The following is an 18,453-nucleotide window of genomic DNA, read 5'->3' as shown; positions in this document are numbered from 1 at the left end:
AAACTATGAAACTATTACACACGATTCATGAATACCAACAAACGAAACCAACACAGCCAGCATTTGTTTCTCAACATGCTTCGATCACATATGATGAGCTTTGGCATCTATCAGACCAAATGGCTGGTGCGATCGATGCAGTCGCTACAGATAGTGCACCTGTCATTGTATACGGTCATATGGAGCCAGAGATGCTGATTTCTTTCTTAGGCAGTGTGAAATCAGGTAGGCCATACATTCCGGTCGACATTTCAATTCCTGCAGAGCGTATCGTCTCAATTATTGAAAGCTCAAAAGCCAGTCTGTTGATTTGTGCAAACGAGCAGAATGTACTAGATATCGAAGAGCACATTGAAGTGAAAAGTGCGGCATCGCTTTTAGCTCTTGAAAAAGAAGCACCGCCATCCTCGCAGTGGGTTCAACAAGATGATGTGTTTTACATCATTTATACGTCTGGTAGTACCGGAAAACCGAAAGGCGTTCAGGTAACAGCCAATAATTTAGAAAGCTTTACAGAATGGATGTGCCGAGACTTTCCAATTGGCGAGGGACGCATGTTCTTAAATCAAGCACCATTTTCTTTTGACTTATCAGTGATGGATTTGTATCCAGCACTTCAATCAGGCGGCACGCTGTACTGTTTAGTAAAAGATCTAGTGAATAAGCCGAAGGATATGTTTGCAGCACTTGGTCAATCTGACGTTGAAGTGTGGACATCAACACCTTCCTTTGTACAAATGTGTTTGATGGATCCTTCCTTTACAGGGGAGCTTTTACCAGAGTTGAAAGTTTTCTTGTTCTGCGGAGAGGCACTTCCTGTATCTGTAGCAAGTGCACTCCTTGAGCGTTTTCCAAAGGCGCAGGTCTTTAATACGTATGGACCGACTGAAGCAACTGTTGCGATCACATCGATTGAAGTCACGCAGGCCATTCTTGATCAGCACGATTCTTTACCAGTCGGCTATGCGAAACCGGATACCGATATCGTCATTTTAGATGAAGAAGGTAAGAACCTTCCGGATGGTGAAAAAGGAGAAATTGTCATCGTGGGGCCAAGCGTCACGAGAGGCTACTTAGGTGAACAAGCCTTAACGGAGAAAGTATTCTTTGAATACGAAGGGCGCCCTGCATACCGCACAGGTGACGCAGGTGTGGCGCAAGATGGTTTGATTACGTGCCACGGTCGTCTGGACTATCAAATTAAGCTGCACGGATACCGGATGGAGCTTGAAGAAATTGAATATCATGTGAGCGAGACAACGCATGTCAATGCTTGTGTGATTGTGCCGTTCCAGCCAAACGGTCATGTGGAGTACTTGATTGCAGCCATTGTTCCAGCAGCGCATTCTTTTGAAAAAGAATATCAGCTGACAAGTGCAATTAAGAAAGAAATGGCGGATTCACTGCCTGCGTACATGATACCAAGAAAGTTTGTCTATCTTGAGCAGCTATACATGACGCCAAACGGGAAGGTTGACCGTAAAAGAATCGCGAAAGAGGTTCTTCTATGATTCCGTTTAGTTCATTCTTTTTCTTCATTCTAATTGGTGTTCTTCTTTTGCCGACGATCATACTTGGTCTGCGCGGCAAACGAATGCAGGGCTACAACATGTTTGCAACGGTTGTGGCACTCGCTCTTATTTTCTCAAAGGATGCACATGGCGCACTGCTACTCTTCTTGTTTACAGTGTGGCAAGTCTTGATCATCCGCCTGTACCTTTCGTATCGGTTGAAAGCGAACAGGGCGTCTGTCTTCTATATGGCAGTGGTGGCATCAATTTTGCCGCTTGTACTATCAAAGGTTTTACCATTCTTTTTAACTCATCAGCCACATCAACCGCCGCCAATGAACTGGCTGAGCTTTTTAGGGATCTCGTACTTAACATTTAAAGGTGTTCAGTTAGTTATCGAGACGAGAGATGGCTTGATTAAGAAGAAAATTCCGATTCACCGTTTGGTCTATTTCATTGTCTTTTTCCCGACGATTTCATCAGGTCCAATTGATCGTTACCGCCGGTTTGAAAAGGATATGGATACGCCGCCTGAAAAGGAAGCGTACAGTGATCTTCTATACGCCGGTATTCATAAAATTTTTATCGGCTTCTTATATAAGTTCATTATTGGTTATCTAATTCACACGTATATTCTGATGAATATTCATCACATTAGCAGCAGTCACTTTGTTCAACAGTTAACGTATATGTATGGGTACAGTATGTATTTGTTCTTTGACTTTGCTGGTTATACAGCATTTGCTGTTGGTGTGAGTTATATCATGGGCATCAAATCACCAGAAAACTTTAACAAACCGTTTATCAGCCGGAATATTAAAGACTTCTGGAATCGCTGGCACATGTCCCTGTCCTTCTGGTTCAGAGACTACGTGTTTATGAGATTTGTGTTCTTTATGACAAAAAAGAAGTGGATCAAGAACCGTATGGCTGTATCAAATATTGGGTACTTTGTCCTCTTTCTATTGATGGGTGCTTGGCATGGTCTCGCCCTTCAATATATTATTTACGGACTATATCACGCAGTTGTGATGTCCGGTTACAATCTATTTGAGAAATGGAATAAAAAACACAAGTGGTGGCCAGATAACAAGGTCACAATGGTTGTGTCGATCATTATTACATTCCATGTGATTTGTTTCGGATTTTATATTTTTTCAGGAAAACCATTTCATCATTAATTATTAAGGGAGTAGAAAATTATGGAATTTAAAAATCAAGTATACGGTATTATTGCAGAGGTTTGTCAGGACGACGTTGTGAAAGAAAATCCAGAGATTGCAATTTTTGACGAAGGTCTTCTAGATTCATTTGGTACAGTAGAACTGCTTATGGCAATCGAAAGTCAACTTGGAATTACTGTTCCGATTACAGAATTTGATCGTGATGTGTGGGATACACCGAATCACATTGCTGAGCAGCTGGCAGAGATGAAGTAATGAAAAAGCGTTTTTTTGGGCCGCTTATTTTAGCGGCTGTTCTATTCATTGGTGTTCTTCTTGTACCAAATGCATGGCTCTCACATCTGATCCCAAAAGACAAATTACAAAAGTCAGCCACAGAATTAGATCCGGGGATGTTCCAAGGGCTATATTTACAAGATGAAATGCTAAAAGATCCAACTTATTTGCCGATCTATGGATCTTCTGAACTATCACGTTTTGATCCATATCACCCTTCGAATTTCTTTCATGAGAATCCTCAAGGGTTTACACCTTATCTTATTGGAAAAGGTGGATCTCAATCATTAATTCATGCGATGAACTTTGCTGCTCATATGGATGAATTAAAAGGGAAGAAGCTTGTATTTATCGTGTCCCCGCAGTGGTTTGTAAAGTGGGGATCAGACGAGAATCACTTTGCACCGAACTATTCAGCGCTTCAAGCACTGAATCTCGCTTATAATAAAGAAATTGATCCAACTGTGAAAAAAGAACTGATTAAGAGAATCATGACGTTTAAAGCAGTAAAGAACGACATGGTCATCACAGAGCTTTTTAAAGCAGAGCTTTCTGGGAACAAATTCGCTTATGGCGCGATTTCTCCTATTGCCAAAATGTATTATGGCATGCTTCAAAAGAAAGACATGTACTATACAATTGGATCGGGGCATGAACGTAACCTTAAACCGTCTCCTTCAGTCAAAGGAAAAACATGGACTGAGCTTGAAAAAGAAGCAAGTGTCTTAGGTGCGAAAAAAGCAGGGGATAACCCGTTTTATATTAATCAAAAACTGTTTGAGCGTAAGCTGAAACCGATTATGAAAAAGATGAAGGATTCTCGTGAAGACCACTCTTATGCGGAATCACCAGAATACAAAGATTTTCAAATCATGCTGGATATTTTAAAGCAGGCAGGGGCAAAGCCTTTGTTTGTGACGATTCCTGTCAACGGAAAATGGTATGATTATACCGGTTTTCCAAAAGAGGGACGTACAGAGTATTATGAGAAAATCAATCGTCAAATACGCAATAACGGGTATGAAGTCGCAGATTTGACTAAGCATGAGTACGATCCTTACTTCTTTAAAGATACGATTCACGTGTCTTATAAAGGATGGGTGTACATCGATAAGGCAATCGAAAAGTTTTACAAAGAGCAGTAGAATGCAGCAGCTTTCTGCTGCTTTTTGTTTGTCGAATCGGCGGATATCTTGTATAAAGAAGGGAAAAGGGCTATGCTGTAAATGGAGGCGATATGATGAATCGTTCTGAGAAAAAAGAACTATTAAAGCGTTCGAAAAAGCATTTTAATGATCATGCCTTTTGGGAAAAGTTAAAAAAGACGGCACAAAAAGCTGGTGTCTCTCTTGTCTATGCTGTGCTATTACTTTACTATACATTGCAAAAACCTGAAGTACCTGTCAAAGCGAAGACCCTTATTATTGGGGCGCTCGGATACTTTATCCTTCCAATTGACCTTATTCCTGATACATTAATTGGTGTCGGCTATACAGATGATTTAGGAGCGATCACATTTGCTCTGCTCCAAGTAGCGATGTACATTGATGATGATGTGAAAGGAAAAGCGAAGGACAGGCTATCAAAATGGTTCGGTGAAAAAACAGATACGTCTCTGATTGATCAAAAGCTTGAAGATGGCGGGATGCCGTCTGCATAAAGAAAAGCCTCCACAGTTGGAGGCTTCAGCGTGTAGACAAACCCTCGCATTCGGTGTCAGGTCTGCGTTCCGGTGCTCACGAATGTCAAATTCGCTCCGCTTCGGTACTCGTCCTTCCTAGAGTGCAAAGGTTTTCTATTACGCTGAAAAGAAGACAAAGGACTAAAATCAAGATCATTTTAGCCCTTTGTCAACAATCTAAAGCCTCCACAGTTGGAGGCTTTTTTCAATATCCTAAAAATTTCACACAAACTGGATGAGGCACTGAGATGTCTGATTGTAAGACAGTGAGTCTTCCTGTTTCTTTGTCGCGTTTGTATAACACTAGGTTGCTAGATTCTTGGTTTGAACCGACGAGGAATTCTTCAGTTGGGTCAAGCACAAAGTCTCTAGGCCAGTTTCCTTCAGAAGAAGCAATCTCGACAAGACTTAATTGACCGTCAGCATCTGCTTTAAAAATCGCAATGCTGTCATGTCCACGATTTCCTGCATAAACAAATTGGCCGTCTGAAGAGACATGGATGGCACTACCTTGGTTGTTCTCTGTAAAGTCATTTGGAATGGTTGCGATCGTTTGGATCTCTTCGAAATGACCATCTTCAAAGTAACGAAGCACAATCACCTCTGAGCTTAGCTCTGTCATCACATATGCCACAGGTTTCGTAGGATGGAATGTGATATGGCGAGGCCCTGTGCCTGGTTTTGTTTCAAATGTATGAGCTAGCTCAAGTTTGCCGTCTTCTTTCTTATACGTATAAATGCCATCTGTCCCAAGGTCAACAGCTACTGCAAATTGTTCATCTGGTGTCAGACCCATAAAGTGAGTGTGCGGTTTCTCCTGACGATCTTCGTTAGGGCCAGTTCCTTCATGCTGCGCCTGTGACAACGTGCGGATCACTGAGCCATTTTTAGCATCGATTTCATACATCTCTGCTGTTCCTTTATGATAGTTTGCTGTAAAAGCTGTTTTCGTTTGACTATCCACGCTGACGTGACAAGGAGAAGCGCCTTCGGCAAGTTCTTGGTTGATGAAACGAAGTGTGCCGGTTTCAGCATCGATTTGATAAGCAGCCACGCCGCCCTGTGATCCTTCTTTCACCACAGCATACACAAATTTTTGAGAATCTGAGACGGTTAAATATGTAGGATTTTCAAGTTCAGCAGCTACTTCTACTTGCTCAATCTGCTGCTTGTCCGTATTTAATGTAAAAGTATAAATGCCTTTACTGTCTCCCTTTGTATACGTTCCGATATAACCTCTGATGTAAGCCATGTATTGCCCTCCTTCTATAAGATGCTCTCATTCTATCATAAATTCATAGGAAAACGCTTTAGAAAGGCATACCGAAAGAAAAATCAAAAGCGTTGAAATCTACCAGTATTCATTCAAAATAATGTGAAAAAATATGACAAACGGTTTCTCAAATGAAAAGTGTTCAGGTAAAGTAAATAAATTGAAGAAAAAATACAAAAAATTTTAAGTTTTTTCATTCCTTGTCTAGCAAAGGTGTAAGCGTATACATTTAATTTTGATTAGTCTAAATTGTCTAATAATTTTAAAAATGCTGTTGACACTGTATGGAAAGCGGCGTAAGATGGGTTCAACAAAAGCTAAACAAACACGAAAGAGCAAGCGTGAGACACTTCAATATAAAGTGTCTGAAAATTCAACTACTTTTTGTTTGAAAGAGAGGGTGCTCACTGAAAATGGAAGACCAAAAGGAACAGTGGATCTTTTTAAACGATGAACTCGTGAAAAAAGAGGATGCAAAAATTTCAGTTTATGATCATGGCTTCTTATACGGTGACGGTGTGTTCGAAGGGATACGCGTGTATAACGGAAATATCTTTCGAATGAAGGAACATTTAGACCGCCTGTATGACTCCGCCAGATCGATTATGCTGAACATTCCATATTCACTTGAGGAACTCACCGAAAAAATGATTCATACAGTTGAAAGGAACGGACTGAAGGATGCCTATATCCGGCTTGTTGTTTCAAGAGGAGCTGGTGATCTTGGTTTAGATCCAAACAACTGCGGGAGAGCCAACACAGTGATCATTGTAGAGCCGCTGGCCATCTTTCCAAAGCACCTATATGAAACAGGTATTGATATTGTGACGGTACCGACGAGACGAAATCGTCCCGATGTACTGAGTCCAAAAGTGAAATCATTAAATTATTTGAATAACATCCTTGTCCGAATCGAAGCCCATATGGCCGGTGTGAGTGAAGCGCTGATGCTGAACGATCAAGGGTACGTGGCAGAAGGTTCTGCAGACAATGTGTTTATTTATAAAAAAGGTAAGCTCTATACACCGCCAGGTTATATCGGCGCTCTTGAAGGCATCACAAGAAATGCCATCATGGAGATTGCAGAGGACTTAGGCTATGAAGTGAAAGAAGAACCATTCACAAGACACGATGTGTATACAGCTGAAGAAGTTTTTCTAACAGGAACCGCAGCCGAAGTGATCGCCGTTGTAAAGGTTGACGGCCGTACAATCGGTGAAGGGAGACCTGGAGTTCACACAAACAAACTTCTTGAACAATTCCGTAAGCGAGTGGTTGAAGAAGGAGAAAAAGTCGTTTTTACAGATGAAAACATTCACGCAAGCTAAATAGATATCGATAAACGTTGAAGAGGACTAGTAGCTTTAGAGTCAGTATCTACAGAGAGCCGGTGGTAGCTGGAAACCGGTGTTACTTTCTAAAGTGAACTCACCTCTGAGTGTCTGCTTGAAATGATAGTAGGGCAGACCGAGTGACATTGCTCACTCGTTACCAAAATGGATGAAAGATGTCCATGAGACGGCAGCTGAATTTGCCGTGAACAAGGGTGGTACCGCGAAAAACAAAGCTTTTTCGCCCCTTTGACCTAGTGAAAAGTAGTGTCATTGTGGGGTGAGAAGGCTTTTTTATATGGTCTAAAATCTCGATCTTGAATAGAAAAGGGTGAAAAAACTTGACTGAAGCAAGACAAAGAGGAGGAAATCAAATGGGGACAAATGTACAAGTGGAGACGGAAACATCTAAAGCACCACAAACGATGAACGGTGCACTCATGTTAATTGAAGCACTTAAAAGAGAAAAAGTAGAAGTCATTTTCGGATATCCAGGCGGAGCGGTTTTACCGATCTACGATAAAATTTATGATTCTGGGTTATTCCATGTCCTGCCAAGACATGAACAGGGAGCGATTCATGCGGCAGAAGGATACGCAAGAGTATCTGGCAAACCAGGTGTTGTCATTGCAACATCAGGACCTGGAGCAACAAACCTAGTCACAGGAATTGCAGATGCAATGATTGATTCACTTCCTCTTGTTGTCTTTACAGGACAGGTGGCAACCTCAGTCATTGGATCAGACGCTTTCCAGGAAGCAGACGTGCTCGGCATCACAATGCCTATCACAAAGCACAGCTATCAGGTGAGAAATCCAGAGGAATTACCTGGCGTCATTAAAGAAGCGTTCCACATCGCAACGACAGGAAGACCTGGTCCAGTCTTGATTGATATTCCAAAAGATGTGGCAGGCATTGAAGGAACGTTTGAATACGATCAGCCAATTGATTTACCAGGTTATCAGCCAAAAGTAGAGCCGAACTATTTGCAAATTCGCAAATTAGTAGAAGCTGTCAGCAGAGCGAAGAAACCAGTCATTCTAGCAGGAGCTGGCGTTCTTCATGGCAAAGCATCTGAAGAATTAAGGCAGTATGTAGAGCAACAGCAAATCCCAGTCGCTCATACACTGCTAGGACTTGGCGGCTTCCCGGCAAAGCACCCTCTTTTCCTAGGGATGGCTGGTATGCATGGCACATATGCCGCGAACATGGCACTTCATCAATGTGATTTGCTCATTTCAATCGGTGCGAGATTCGATGATAGGGTAACTGGCAATCTCAATCACTTTGCGAAACATGCGAAGGTGGCACACATTGATATCGACCCAGCAGAAATTGGCAAGAACATTCATACGCATATCCCGGTTGTTGGAGACAGTAAGCTAGTCCTTCAAGAGCTGATTAAGCAAGACGGGAAGCAAGGAGAGTCAGACGAATGGAAAAACCAACTAGATAAGTGGAAGGAAGAATATCCACTCTGGTATGTTGAAAATGAAGCAGAGGGCTTTAAACCGCAAAAGCTGATTGAATACATTCATCAATTCACAAAAGGTGAAGCCATTGTGGCAACGGATGTTGGACAGCATCAAATGTGGGCAGCTCAATTCTATCCATTTGAAAATGCAGATAAATGGGTCACATCTGGCGGCCTTGGTACGATGGGCTTCGGTTTACCAGCAGCCATTGGCGCTCAGTTAGCTGATCAAGAGGCAACGGTTGTGGCGATTTTAGGAGACGGAGGTTTCCAAATGACCCTGCAAGAACTTGCCGTTATCCGTGAGCTGAACCTTCCAGTGAAAGTGATTGTTCTCAATAATCATAGCCTTGGAATGGTAAGACAATGGCAAGAAATTTTCTACGAAGAACGCTACTCATATTCTAAATTTTCAGAGCAGCCGGACTTCGTTAAATTATCTGAAGCTTATGGCATTAAAGGAATCAGAATCTCATCAGACGAAGAGGCGAAAGAAAAGCTTGAAGAAGCGCTAACCTCTAGAGAGCCTGTTTTCATCGATGTCAATGTAGCGAGAGATGAAAAAGTATTCCCGATGGTAGCACCGGGGAAAGGACTTCATGAGATGGTGGGGGTGAAACCTTGAAAAGAATTATTGTGTTGACTGTATTAAATCGATCAGGCGTACTGAACCGAATCACTGGCCTTTTTACTAAACGACATTACAACATTGAAAGCATTACGGTCGGCCATTCTGAGATTCAAGATGTATCACGCATCACGTTCGTCGTCCATGTAGACCAAGAGAAAGACATCGAACAGCTGACAAAACAGCTGAACAAACAAATTGATGTTCTCAAAGTAACAGACATTACAAACCAATCAATCGTTCAGCGAGAGCTGGCTTTGATAAAAGTCGTTTCTGCACCAGCATCTAGAATGGAGATCACAGGGGTTATTGAACCCTTTAGAGCTTCTATTGTAGATGTGAGCAGAGAAAGTGTCGTCATTCAGGTGACAGGTGAGTCTTCAAAAATTGAAGCACTCATTGAATTACTTAAGCCATACGGCATTAAAGAAGTCGCCAGAACTGGCACCACGGCCTTTGCGAGAGATAATCAGCAAAAGCCGCAACAAAATAAAACAATTTCAATTGTCTAAACAAAAGGAGAGAGTCAAATGGTAAAAGTATATTATAACGGTGATATTCAAGAAAACGTATTAAACGGTCAAAAGGTTGCCATCATTGGATATGGATCACAAGGTCATGCACATGCATTGAACTTAAAAGAAAGCGGCGTAGATGTTATCGTTGGCGTGAGAAAAGGCGGATCTTATACAAAAGCACAAGAAGACGGTCATCAAGTTTTCACAGTAAAAGAAGCGGCAGCACAAGCAGATGTCGTGATGGTATTACTACCAGATGAGCAGCAAAAGAAAGTATACGATGAAGAAATCAAAGATCAATTAGAAGCTGGCAACTCACTTGTTTTCGCACACGGATTCAACGTTCACTTCCATCAAATTGTTCCTCCAAGTGACGTAGATGTATATCTTGTAGCGCCAAAAGGTCCAGGACACCTTGTGAGAAGAACATATGAGCAAGGCGCTGGTGTACCTGCACTATTTGCAATCTACCAAGATGTATCTGGTCAAGCGAAGGACAAAGCACTTGCTTATGCTAAAGCAATCGGCGGAGCAAGAGCGGGCGTTCTTGAAACAACATTTAAAGAAGAAACGGAAACGGATCTATTCGGTGAGCAAGCAGTCCTTTGCGGCGGTCTTACTTCACTAGTAAAAGCAGGATTTGAAACATTAACAGAAGCAGGTTATCAGCCAGAGCTTGCATACTTTGAGTGTCTACATGAACTGAAACTGATCGTTGACCTTATGTACGAAGAAGGATTAGAAGGCATGAGATATTCAATCTCTGATACAGCACAATGGGGAGACTTCGTATCAGGACCACGCGTTGTGGATGCAAACGTAAAAGAATCGATGAAAGCTGTCTTGACTGATATCCAAAACGGTACATTTGCAAAAGAATGGATTGTTGAAAACCAAGTAAATCGTCCACGTTTCAATGCGATCAATGCTAATGAAAATGAGCACCAAATTGAAATCGTTGGTAGAAAGCTTCGTGAAATGATGCCTTTCGTCAAACAAGGAAAGAAAAAGGAAGCGGTGAGCGTCGGTGCGGAAAATTAATTTTTTTGACACAACACTTCGAGATGGAGAGCAATCACCCGGAGTGAACTTAAATGCACAAGAAAAGCTAATCATTGCAAAGCAGCTTGAGCGCCTTGGGGTTAATATCATTGAAGCGGGTTTTCCCGCTTCATCCCGAGGGGATTTCTTAGGCGTACAAGAAATAGCAAGAACGATTAAGAACTGTTCTGTTGCTGGTCTTGCACGATGTGTGAAAGGTGACATTGATGCTGCATGGGAAGCATTAAAAGATGGAGTGGAGCCAAGGCTTCATGTCTTTATTGCCACTTCTGACATTCACCTGAAGCATAAACTAAAGAAAACACGTGAAGAAGTCGTAGAACAGGCTGTCGCAATGGTGAAATATGCGAAAGAACGTTTTCCGGTTGTTCAATGGTCAGCAGAAGATGCGTGCCGTACAGATCTTGATTTCTTGGCAGAAATTGTAGAAAAGGTCATTGACGCTGGGGCGAGTGTCATTAACTTGCCAGATACAGTTGGATACCTTGCGCCAAAAGAGTACGGTAATATTTTTAAATATATGAAGGAACACGTTCCGAATATCGACCGTGTCAACTTGTCCGCTCACTGTCACGATGATCTAGGAATGGCCGTGGCAAACTCACTTGCCGCTATTGAAAATGGAGCAGCTCAAATTGAAACGGCTGTCAACGGAATTGGCGAGCGCGCTGGAAATGCCGCGTTAGAAGAAATTGCAGTCGCTCTTCATATTCGAAAAGACTTTTACCAGGTCGAATCAACGATACAATTGAATGAAATTAAGCGTACAAGTGATGTAGTGAGCAAATACTCAGGCATGATTGTACCGCGCAATAAAGCTGTCGTTGGTAACAATGCTTTTGCACATGAATCAGGTATTCACCAAGACGGTTTCCTCAAAGAAAAAACAACCTATGAAATTATATCTCCAGAGCTTGTCGGTGTGACAACAGATGTACTGGTCCTCGGGAAACACTCCGGAAGACACGCGTTTAAAGACCGCATGAAAACACTAGGCTTTAAACTAACAGAAGAAGAAATCAATAAATTCTTTGAGACTTTCAAGAACTTGACAGAGAAGAAAAAAGAAATCACAGATGATGATTTGATTTCTATTATATTGGAAGAAAAAGTAGCAGACCGAAAAATTGGCTACGAATTTGAAAGTCTTCAAGTACATTATGGAACAGAACAAATGCCGACAGCCACGGTCTCTCTGAAAAATCAAGAAACACAAGAAGTCATTCAAGAAGCAGCTACAGGCGCAGGCAGTATAGAAGCTGTGTACAACACACTGGAGCGCTGTATGGAGGAAAGAATTCATTTGCTAGACTACCGTATTCAATCAAATGGAAAAGGCAGAGATGCACTAGCCGAAGTATATGTCACTGTTTCAATAGAAGGAAAAGAAACAGCAGGACGCGGTGTAGCGCAAGATGTGCTGGAAGCATCGGCGAAAGCCTACGTCAATGCAGTAAACAGGCATTTAATCTTTAAATCAAATCTCATTGAAATTGAGAAACATCACGCGATCTCATAGGAAAGGAGGTAGGTCCTCATGAAAAAGAAAATTGCACTTTTGCCCGGCGATGGAATCGGACCGGAAGTTGTGACATCAGCTGTCGCTGTCCTCAAAGAGACAGCGGCTCAATTTAGGCACGAATTCGAATTCGAAACGGCGCTTATTGGCGGTATCGCAATAGATGAAAAAAACAATCCGCTCCCAAAGGAAACGGTTGATGTATGCAAGAGCGCTGATGCGATCTTATTAGGAGCAGTTGGCGGACCAAAATGGGATCAAAACCCACCAGAGCTTCGTCCAGAAAAAGGCTTGCTCGCCATTCGTAAACAATTGGACTTGTTTGCCAACATTCGTCCTGTCAAAGTGTTCGATAGCTTAAGTGAGGCGTCACCGTTAAAACAGGATCACATTAACGGAGTCGATTTTGTCATCGTTCGTGAGTTAACAGGCGGTCTCTATTTTGGTGAACCAAGCGAGCGCTATACAGATGAAGAAGGAAAAGAAGCTGCGGTTGATACACTCCTTTATACAAAGGAAGAGATTGTCCGTGTATTAAAAGAAGCATTCGACATGGCGTTAACAAGACGGAAAAAAGTAACATCTGTGGATAAAGCGAACGTTCTGGCTTCTAGTAAACTATGGCGGGATGCGGTAGAAGAAGTGGCTTCTCAATATCCAGACGTTGAATATGAGCACATGCTCGTTGATAATGCCGCCATGCAACTGATTTATAAGCCTGCACAATTTGATGTCATTGTAACAGAGAATATGTTTGGTGACATTTTAAGTGACGAGGCTTCAATGATTACTGGATCACTCGGTATGCTGCCATCTGCTAGTCTATCAAGCACCGGCCTTCATTTATATGAGCCGATTCACGGATCAGCACCCGATATTGCGGGGCAAAACGTCGCAAACCCTCTGGCAACTATTTTATCGGCAGCAAGCTTGCTTAGAACTTCCTTTGCATTAGAAGAAGAAGCGGCTGCTATAGAAGAAGCTGTAGAAACGGTTCTTGCCTCAGGTAAAAGAACAAAGGATTTATCGGCAAAAGAGGGAACGTATCAAACAACTGAAGACATCACTCACGCAGTTGTAGACGCACTTAAGCAGAACGTGAAAACAATTGTATAAATAGAATCTTGTGGAATTAGGTAGAGGGAGGAAAAGGGTTATGCCTCGAACAATCATCGAAAAAATATGGGATCAGCACGTTGTCAAAAGCGGCGAGGGGAAACCAGACCTTTTATATATTGATCTGCACTTGGTGCATGAAGTGACATCGCCTCAAGCGTTTGAAGGATTAAGACAAAAAGGGCGCAAGGTGAGAAGACCTCAAAATACGTTTGCAACAATGGATCACAACATCCCGACTGTGAATCGATTTGTGATCAAAGATGAGATTGCTAAAAAACAAGTGGGTGCTCTAGAGCGAAACTGTGCTGAATTTGGTGTCCGTCTAGCTGACCTTCACAGTGTAGACCAAGGAATCGTCCATGTCGTTGGGCCAGAGCTTGGTTTGACACTTCCGGGGAAAACAATCGTTTGCGGAGATAGTCATACATCCACTCATGGCGCGTTTGGCGCACTTGCTTTTGGAATCGGTACAAGTGAGGTTGAACATGTACTTTCCACACAAACACTTTGGCAGCAGCGTCCGAAAACATTAGAAATTAGAGTAGACGGAAAGCTGCAAAAAGGGGTAACGGCCAAAGATGTCATTTTAGCAGTCATTGGTGCGCATGGCGTGAAGTTCGGATCGGGTTATGTGATTGAATACACTGGGGAAGTATTCAGAAACATGACAATGGATGAACGGATGACTGTTTGTAATATGTCGATTGAAGCAGGGGCAAGAGCAGGATTGATTGCACCTGATGAAGTCACATTTGAATATTGTCGCGGCCGCAAATATGCACCGCAGGGAGAAGACTTCGAAGCAGCGATTAAAGAATGGGAAGAACTTAAAACAGATCCAGGTGCAACCTATGATAAAACGATTGTTTTAGATGGGAATGAGATTTCACCAATGGTCACATGGGGAATTAACCCAGGAATGGTGCTGCCTGTAGATGCATCCATCCCAGGACCTGAAGATTTTGCGCAAGAAGATGATCAAAAAGAAGCGATTCGTGCGTACGAATACATGGGTGTTCATCCGCATCAACGTATTGAAGATATTACGATTGAGCATGTGTTTATTGGCTCATGTACGAACTCAAGAATGACTGATTTACGCCAAGCAGCTTCTATGATAGAAGGACAAAAGGTAGCTGATCATGTCAGAGCGATTGTCGTACCTGGCTCTCAAAGTGTCAAATTGCAGGCAGAAGAAGAAGGTCTTCATAAAATCTTCCTTGAAGCAGGATTTGAATGGAGAGAATCTGGCTGCAGTATGTGTCTCAGCATGAATAACGATGTGGTACCAGAAGGCGAACGCTGCGCATCCACATCAAACCGTAACTTTGAGGGGCGGCAAGGAAAAGGTGCGAGAACGCATCTTGTCAGCCCGGCAATGGCGGCAATGGCGGCAATACATGGCCGATTTGTCGATGTCAGGAAGTTTAATCAAGAGAAAACAGTCGTGTAAGGAGTTGTCATAGATGGAGCCTTTAGTTACACACAAAGGAAAAGCCGCTGTGCTTAACCGTATCAACGTAGATACAGATCAAATTATTCCGAAGCAATTTTTGAAAAGAATTGAACGAACAGGCTATGGTCGGTTTGCCTTTTTCGACTGGCGGTATTTAGCCGATGGCAGCCCAAATCCTGATTTCGAACTGAATCAGCCGATTTATGAAGGTTCATCCATTTTGATCGCAGGAGAAAACTTTGGCTGCGGATCATCAAGGGAACATGCCCCTTGGGCACTTGATGATTATGGATTCAAAATTGTCATCGCACCATCATTCGCAGATATTTTTCACCAAAACTGCTTTAAAAATGGGATGCTTCCAATTCGTCTTGATTATGATGTGTGGAAAACATTCGCTGCGTCATATGAGAACAAAGGGTATGAAATGACAGTTGATCTAGAAAAACAGCAAATAGAAGATTACGAAGGGAATATCACTCCTTTCGATGTGGATCCTCACTGGAGAGAAATGCTCCTGAATGGCTATGATGAGATCTCATTAACTTTACTACTAGAAGATGACATTCAAGCATTTGAAGATAAGCGCAGCAGCTGGCTGCGTGCGTAAACAACAAGAAGCCGTCCGCCCGAGGTGTGACGGCTTCTTTTTTGCATGAAAACCTCTCGTTACTTGTGTTTACCAACCTTCGTTGGTAAACTGATAAAAAATATGCGCCCGAAAGGAACGTAAGCATGAAACATGACAAGAAGAAAGATAATGTCATTTTGTTTCCTGGTCTGAAAGAAAGACTGATTGAAAAAGGAATGGCAGCATTAAAAGATAAACAGTATCAAGAGGCGCTTCACTTGTTTTCAGAAGCAAAATCTTATGATGATGATGAAGAATCCGATATTCATCTCGGCATGGCAATTTGTTTTCTAGAGCTGGGCGAGCTGCAGGATGCAAAGCGTGTGTGTGAAAAGATGCTGCATGAAGGATATGGTCATTACTTCACCGTGCTTCAAGTGTATATGACAATCTTAATTCAGCTGAAAGAATATGAAGAAGTGAAGCAGACAATTGAAGCAGTACTTGAGGAAAACCACCTTCCAGCAGAAAGCGCAGAGCATTTTTACAAGCTGCTCGAATTTAGTAGAAAAATGATCGAATCGCCTGAACAAATTTTAGATGAAGACGATGATGACGGCGGCGAAATCAATATAGATGATATGCTCGAACGGCCAGAAGAGCAGGTGCAGTTCATTCATTCGCTGAAAGATCGAAACATCACGCCGCATATGGGTCTATTAAATACGATCCTACAAAAGCCTGATGGAAACCCTTTGGTCAAATCATTGATCCTGCAGCTACTGTCAGATCATGATGTGGCAAAGCCGGTTCATGTGACGAAGTTCGGTGATTCGTTAACGCTTGTTCCTTCTGAGGCTGTCAAGCCAGAGCAAATGCCGCTGCTTCAGCAAGTTCTTCGTAAGCTTGATGACACACTCGGTAATGAGAACCCAACCCTTTACCAAGGTGTGGAAGAGTTATGGCGCCGGCACTTATTTGTCCTATATCCATTTCTACCTAAATATACAGATCCGACTCTTTGGGCAGCAGCACTTCATAAAGTCGGCTATGAAATGCATGGGATCGAGATTGACCTCGAAGAATTACATCTATTGTATGAATTTGATGAACGAGAGCTGAGAGAAGCTTGCACAATGCTGAAAGATATTGAAGAAATTTCTTATTTGTAATTTGTCGATTTAGTTGAAAGACGGTCTTGTTATGTTATAATATAATGGTTGTATTTGTGCATATATCGTGCAGTTGTCGATTCCAATGGTTGAAAGACGATATGTATAATCAAGTCAAAAGTTGTATACATAATACCGCTTCTTTAGCGGCGTGCGTGGTTTTTAATTGGACGAAGTCTTTATGATGCTTTAGAATGTAACAACGCACAATCTGAATAGATTTTTGGAGGGAAACACACATGTCAGTAAAATGGGAAAAACAAGAAGGTAACGAAGGCGTCTTAACTGTAGAAGTTGATGCTGAAACATTTAACAAAGCACTTGATGATGCGTTTAAGAAAGTTGTCAAGCAAGTATCGATCCCTGGATTCCGTAAAGGGAAAGTACCACGTGGTCTTTTCGAACAGCGTTTTGGTGTAGAATCTCTTTATCAAGATGCATTAGATATTCTTCTTCCAGTTGAGTATCCAAAAGCAATCGACGAAGCTGGTATCGATCCAGTTGATCGTCCTGAAATCGATGTTGAGAAAATCGAAAAAGGCGAAAGCTTAATCTTCACTGCAAAAGTAACAGTGAAGCCTGAAGTGAAACTTGGTGACTACAAAGGTCTTAACGTAGAAAAAGACGACGCTACTGTCACTGATGAAGATGTACAAGAAGAGTTAAAAGGCATGCAAAACCGTCAAGCTGAGCTTGTTGTCAAAGAAGAAGGCGCAATCGAAAACGGCGATACAGTTGTTCTTGATTTCGAAGGATTCGTTGATGGAGAAGCATTCGAAGGCGGAAAAGCTGAAAACTACTCTCTTGAAGTAGGTTCTGGTTCATTCATCCCTGGTTTCGAAGAGCAATTAGTTGGTCTTGAAGCAGGCGCTGAAAAAGACGTAGAAGTCACTTTCCCAGAAGAATACCACGCTGAAGACCTTGCAGGTAAACCAGCTGTCTTCAAAGTGAAAATTCACGAAATCAAAGCAAAAGAACTTCCAGCACTTGACGATGAGTTCGCGAAAGATGTTGATGAAGAAGTAGAAACTCTTGCTGAACTAACTGAAAAAACAAAGAAACGTCTTGAAGAAGCGAAAGAAAACGAAGCAGAAGGTAAACTTCGTGAAGAGCTAGTTGAGAAAGCTTCTGAAAATGCGGAAGTTGACATCCCACAAGCGATGGTTGACACAGAGCTAGACCGTATGATGAAAGAATTCGAACAACGCCTTCAAATGCAAGGAATGAACCTTGAGCTTTACTTCCAATTCTCAGGACAAGATGAAGATGCGCTTAAAGAGCAAATGAAAGAAGATGCGGCTAAACGCGTAAAATCTAACCTAACACTTGAAGCAATTGCTGCTGCAGAAAACTTACAAGTGTCTGATGAAGAAGTAGAACAAGAGCTTTCAAAAATGGCTGAAGCATACAACATGCCAATTGAAAACATCAAACAAGCGATCGGATCTACTGAAGCAATGAAAGAAGATCTAAAAGTTCGCAAAGCAATTGATTTTCTTGTAGAAAACCGTTAATATGGTGCATAATAATAAAACAGGGCGCGAGTGACTCGTGCCTTGTTTTGTACAATTTTTGACTTAGCATCGCTTCTTTTGGAAACGATAGTGTAAGTCGCATCTTTCTGTTATACATATCTCGATGTGCAGTGTTAGAAACACATCATTACCGTCTTTTAGGA

The 18,453-nt window shown here is 42.1% G+C and carries 16 protein-coding genes and 1 other annotated feature; of the genes, 15 read left to right on the top strand and 1 reads right to left on the bottom strand.

What is annotated here, in order from left to right; genetic code table 11:
- The first annotated feature begins 5 nt into the window (after positions 1–5).
- The 5 genes from dltA (at position 6) to MKX52_RS12425 (ending at position 4,631) form a co-directional block, all read left to right on the top strand.
- Complete coding sequence (gene dltA / locus MKX52_RS12445; RefSeq protein ID WP_342490791.1) at positions 6–1,511, top strand: D-alanine--poly(phosphoribitol) ligase subunit DltA; 1,506 nt, start codon at positions 6–8, stop codon at positions 1,509–1,511.
- On the top strand, positions 1,508–2,692 hold the full coding sequence (gene dltB / locus MKX52_RS12440) for a D-alanyl-lipoteichoic acid biosynthesis protein DltB (RefSeq protein WP_342490790.1): 1,185 nt from the start codon (positions 1,508–1,510) through the stop codon (positions 2,690–2,692). Before dltA ends, dltB begins: the two co-directional genes overlap by 4 nt.
- Before the next feature lie 21 nt (positions 2,693–2,713).
- The gene (gene dltC / locus MKX52_RS12435; RefSeq protein ID WP_003216498.1) at positions 2,714–2,950 is read left to right on the top strand and encodes a D-alanine--poly(phosphoribitol) ligase subunit 2; all 237 of its coding nucleotides are present in this window, start codon (positions 2,714–2,716) and stop codon (positions 2,948–2,950) included.
- On the top strand, positions 2,950–4,116 hold the full coding sequence (dltD, locus tag MKX52_RS12430; RefSeq protein WP_211062923.1) for a D-alanyl-lipoteichoic acid biosynthesis protein DltD: 1,167 nt from the start codon (positions 2,950–2,952) through the stop codon (positions 4,114–4,116). The genes dltC and dltD overlap by 1 nt, the downstream gene beginning before the upstream one ends.
- 95 nt (positions 4,117–4,211) lie before the next feature.
- Entirely contained in the window at positions 4,212–4,631 is a 420-nt protein-coding gene (locus MKX52_RS12425; protein ID WP_106048513.1) for a YkvA family protein, read from the top strand.
- Between the two features lie 226 nt (positions 4,632–4,857).
- Here MKX52_RS12425 and MKX52_RS12420 read toward each other — a convergent pair whose 3' ends face one another.
- Positions 4,858–5,904: a lactonase family protein gene (locus MKX52_RS12420; RefSeq protein WP_342490789.1), complete on the bottom strand. Its 1,047-nt coding sequence runs from the start codon at positions 5,902–5,904 to the stop codon at positions 4,858–4,860.
- 434 nt (positions 5,905–6,338) lie between these two features.
- Here MKX52_RS12420 and ilvE point away from each other — a divergent pair, with 434 nt between their 5' ends.
- The 10 genes from ilvE to tig all read left to right on the top strand — a co-directional run bounded on the left by ilvE (position 6,339) and on the right by tig (position 18,289).
- Positions 6,339–7,253: a branched-chain-amino-acid transaminase gene (ilvE, locus tag MKX52_RS12415; protein ID WP_342490788.1), complete on the top strand. Its 915-nt coding sequence runs from the start codon at positions 6,339–6,341 to the stop codon at positions 7,251–7,253.
- Between the two features lie 8 nt (positions 7,254–7,261).
- Positions 7,262–7,508: a binding site (T-box leader), on the top strand.
- Between the two features lie 122 nt (positions 7,509–7,630).
- The gene (gene ilvB / locus MKX52_RS12410; protein WP_342490787.1) at positions 7,631–9,355 is read left to right on the top strand and encodes an acetolactate synthase large subunit; all 1,725 of its coding nucleotides are present in this window, start codon (positions 7,631–7,633) and stop codon (positions 9,353–9,355) included.
- Entirely contained in the window at positions 9,352–9,870 is a 519-nt protein-coding gene (gene ilvN, locus MKX52_RS12405) for an acetolactate synthase small subunit (protein WP_003216637.1), read from the top strand. The genes ilvB and ilvN overlap by 4 nt, the downstream gene beginning before the upstream one ends.
- An 18-nt stretch (positions 9,871–9,888) precedes the next feature.
- A complete protein-coding gene (gene ilvC, locus MKX52_RS12400) occupies positions 9,889–10,917 on the top strand; it encodes a ketol-acid reductoisomerase (protein ID WP_034661704.1) in 1,029 nt (342 codons plus the stop codon).
- On the top strand, positions 10,904–12,457 hold the full coding sequence (locus MKX52_RS12395; RefSeq protein WP_342490786.1) for a 2-isopropylmalate synthase: 1,554 nt from the start codon (positions 10,904–10,906) through the stop codon (positions 12,455–12,457). Before ilvC ends, MKX52_RS12395 begins: the two co-directional genes overlap by 14 nt.
- A gap of 18 nt (positions 12,458–12,475) precedes the next feature.
- The gene (gene leuB, locus MKX52_RS12390) at positions 12,476–13,573 is read left to right on the top strand and encodes a 3-isopropylmalate dehydrogenase (protein ID WP_216887187.1); all 1,098 of its coding nucleotides are present in this window, start codon (positions 12,476–12,478) and stop codon (positions 13,571–13,573) included.
- A gap of 40 nt (positions 13,574–13,613) precedes the next feature.
- Positions 13,614–15,029 carry a 3-isopropylmalate dehydratase large subunit gene (gene leuC / locus MKX52_RS12385; RefSeq protein ID WP_012010788.1) on the top strand — a complete coding sequence of 472 codons (1,416 nt, stop codon included), beginning with the start codon at positions 13,614–13,616 and terminating at the stop codon, positions 15,027–15,029.
- A gap of 13 nt (positions 15,030–15,042) precedes the next feature.
- On the top strand, positions 15,043–15,642 hold the full coding sequence (gene leuD, locus MKX52_RS12380) for a 3-isopropylmalate dehydratase small subunit (RefSeq protein WP_342490785.1): 600 nt from the start codon (positions 15,043–15,045) through the stop codon (positions 15,640–15,642).
- A gap of 125 nt (positions 15,643–15,767) precedes the next feature.
- Positions 15,768–16,775, top strand: a complete 1,008-nt coding sequence (ddcA, locus tag MKX52_RS12375; protein WP_088002241.1) for a DNA damage checkpoint antagonist DdcA — start codon at positions 15,768–15,770, stop codon at positions 16,773–16,775.
- Between the two features lie 239 nt (positions 16,776–17,014).
- Positions 17,015–18,289: a trigger factor gene (gene tig, locus MKX52_RS12370; protein WP_088002239.1), complete on the top strand. Its 1,275-nt coding sequence runs from the start codon at positions 17,015–17,017 to the stop codon at positions 18,287–18,289.
- Positions 18,290–18,453 lie beyond the last annotated feature (164 nt).

The sequence above is a fragment of the Bacillus sp. FSL R5-0422 genome, from assembly GCF_038610765.1.
In the GTDB taxonomy this organism is placed as follows: Bacteria; Bacillota; Bacilli; order Bacillales; family Bacillaceae; genus Bacillus; species Bacillus pumilus_O.
The sequence above is the reverse complement of the archived record's forward strand: the minus strand, read 5'-3'. Positions and strand labels throughout refer to the sequence as shown.

Bases quoted from the DNA above. Each gene is read 5' to 3' on its own strand.
- dltA (WP_342490791.1), top strand. From the start codon at position 6: ATGAAACTATTACACACGATTCATGAATACCAACAAACGAAACCAACA.
- dltB (WP_342490790.1), top strand. From the start codon at position 1,508: ATGATTCCGTTTAGTTCATTCTTTTTCTTCATTCTAATTGGTGTTCTT.
- dltC (WP_003216498.1), top strand. From the start codon at position 2,714: ATGGAATTTAAAAATCAAGTATACGGTATTATTGCAGAGGTTTGTCAG.
- dltD (WP_211062923.1), top strand. From the start codon at position 2,950: ATGAAAAAGCGTTTTTTTGGGCCGCTTATTTTAGCGGCTGTTCTATTC.
- MKX52_RS12425 (WP_106048513.1), top strand. From the start codon at position 4,212: ATGAATCGTTCTGAGAAAAAAGAACTATTAAAGCGTTCGAAAAAGCAT.
- MKX52_RS12420 (WP_342490789.1), bottom strand. From the start codon at position 5,904: ATGGCTTACATCAGAGGTTATATCGGAACGTATACAAAGGGAGACAGT.
- ilvE (WP_342490788.1), top strand. From the start codon at position 6,339: ATGGAAGACCAAAAGGAACAGTGGATCTTTTTAAACGATGAACTCGTG.
- ilvB (WP_342490787.1), top strand. From the start codon at position 7,631: ATGGGGACAAATGTACAAGTGGAGACGGAAACATCTAAAGCACCACAA.
- ilvC (WP_034661704.1), top strand. From the start codon at position 9,889: ATGGTAAAAGTATATTATAACGGTGATATTCAAGAAAACGTATTAAAC.
- leuB (WP_216887187.1), top strand. From the start codon at position 12,476: ATGAAAAAGAAAATTGCACTTTTGCCCGGCGATGGAATCGGACCGGAA.
- leuC (WP_012010788.1), top strand. From the start codon at position 13,614: ATGCCTCGAACAATCATCGAAAAAATATGGGATCAGCACGTTGTCAAA.
- leuD (WP_342490785.1), top strand. From the start codon at position 15,043: ATGGAGCCTTTAGTTACACACAAAGGAAAAGCCGCTGTGCTTAACCGT.
- ddcA (WP_088002241.1), top strand. From the start codon at position 15,768: ATGAAACATGACAAGAAGAAAGATAATGTCATTTTGTTTCCTGGTCTG.
- tig (WP_088002239.1), top strand. From the start codon at position 17,015: ATGTCAGTAAAATGGGAAAAACAAGAAGGTAACGAAGGCGTCTTAACT.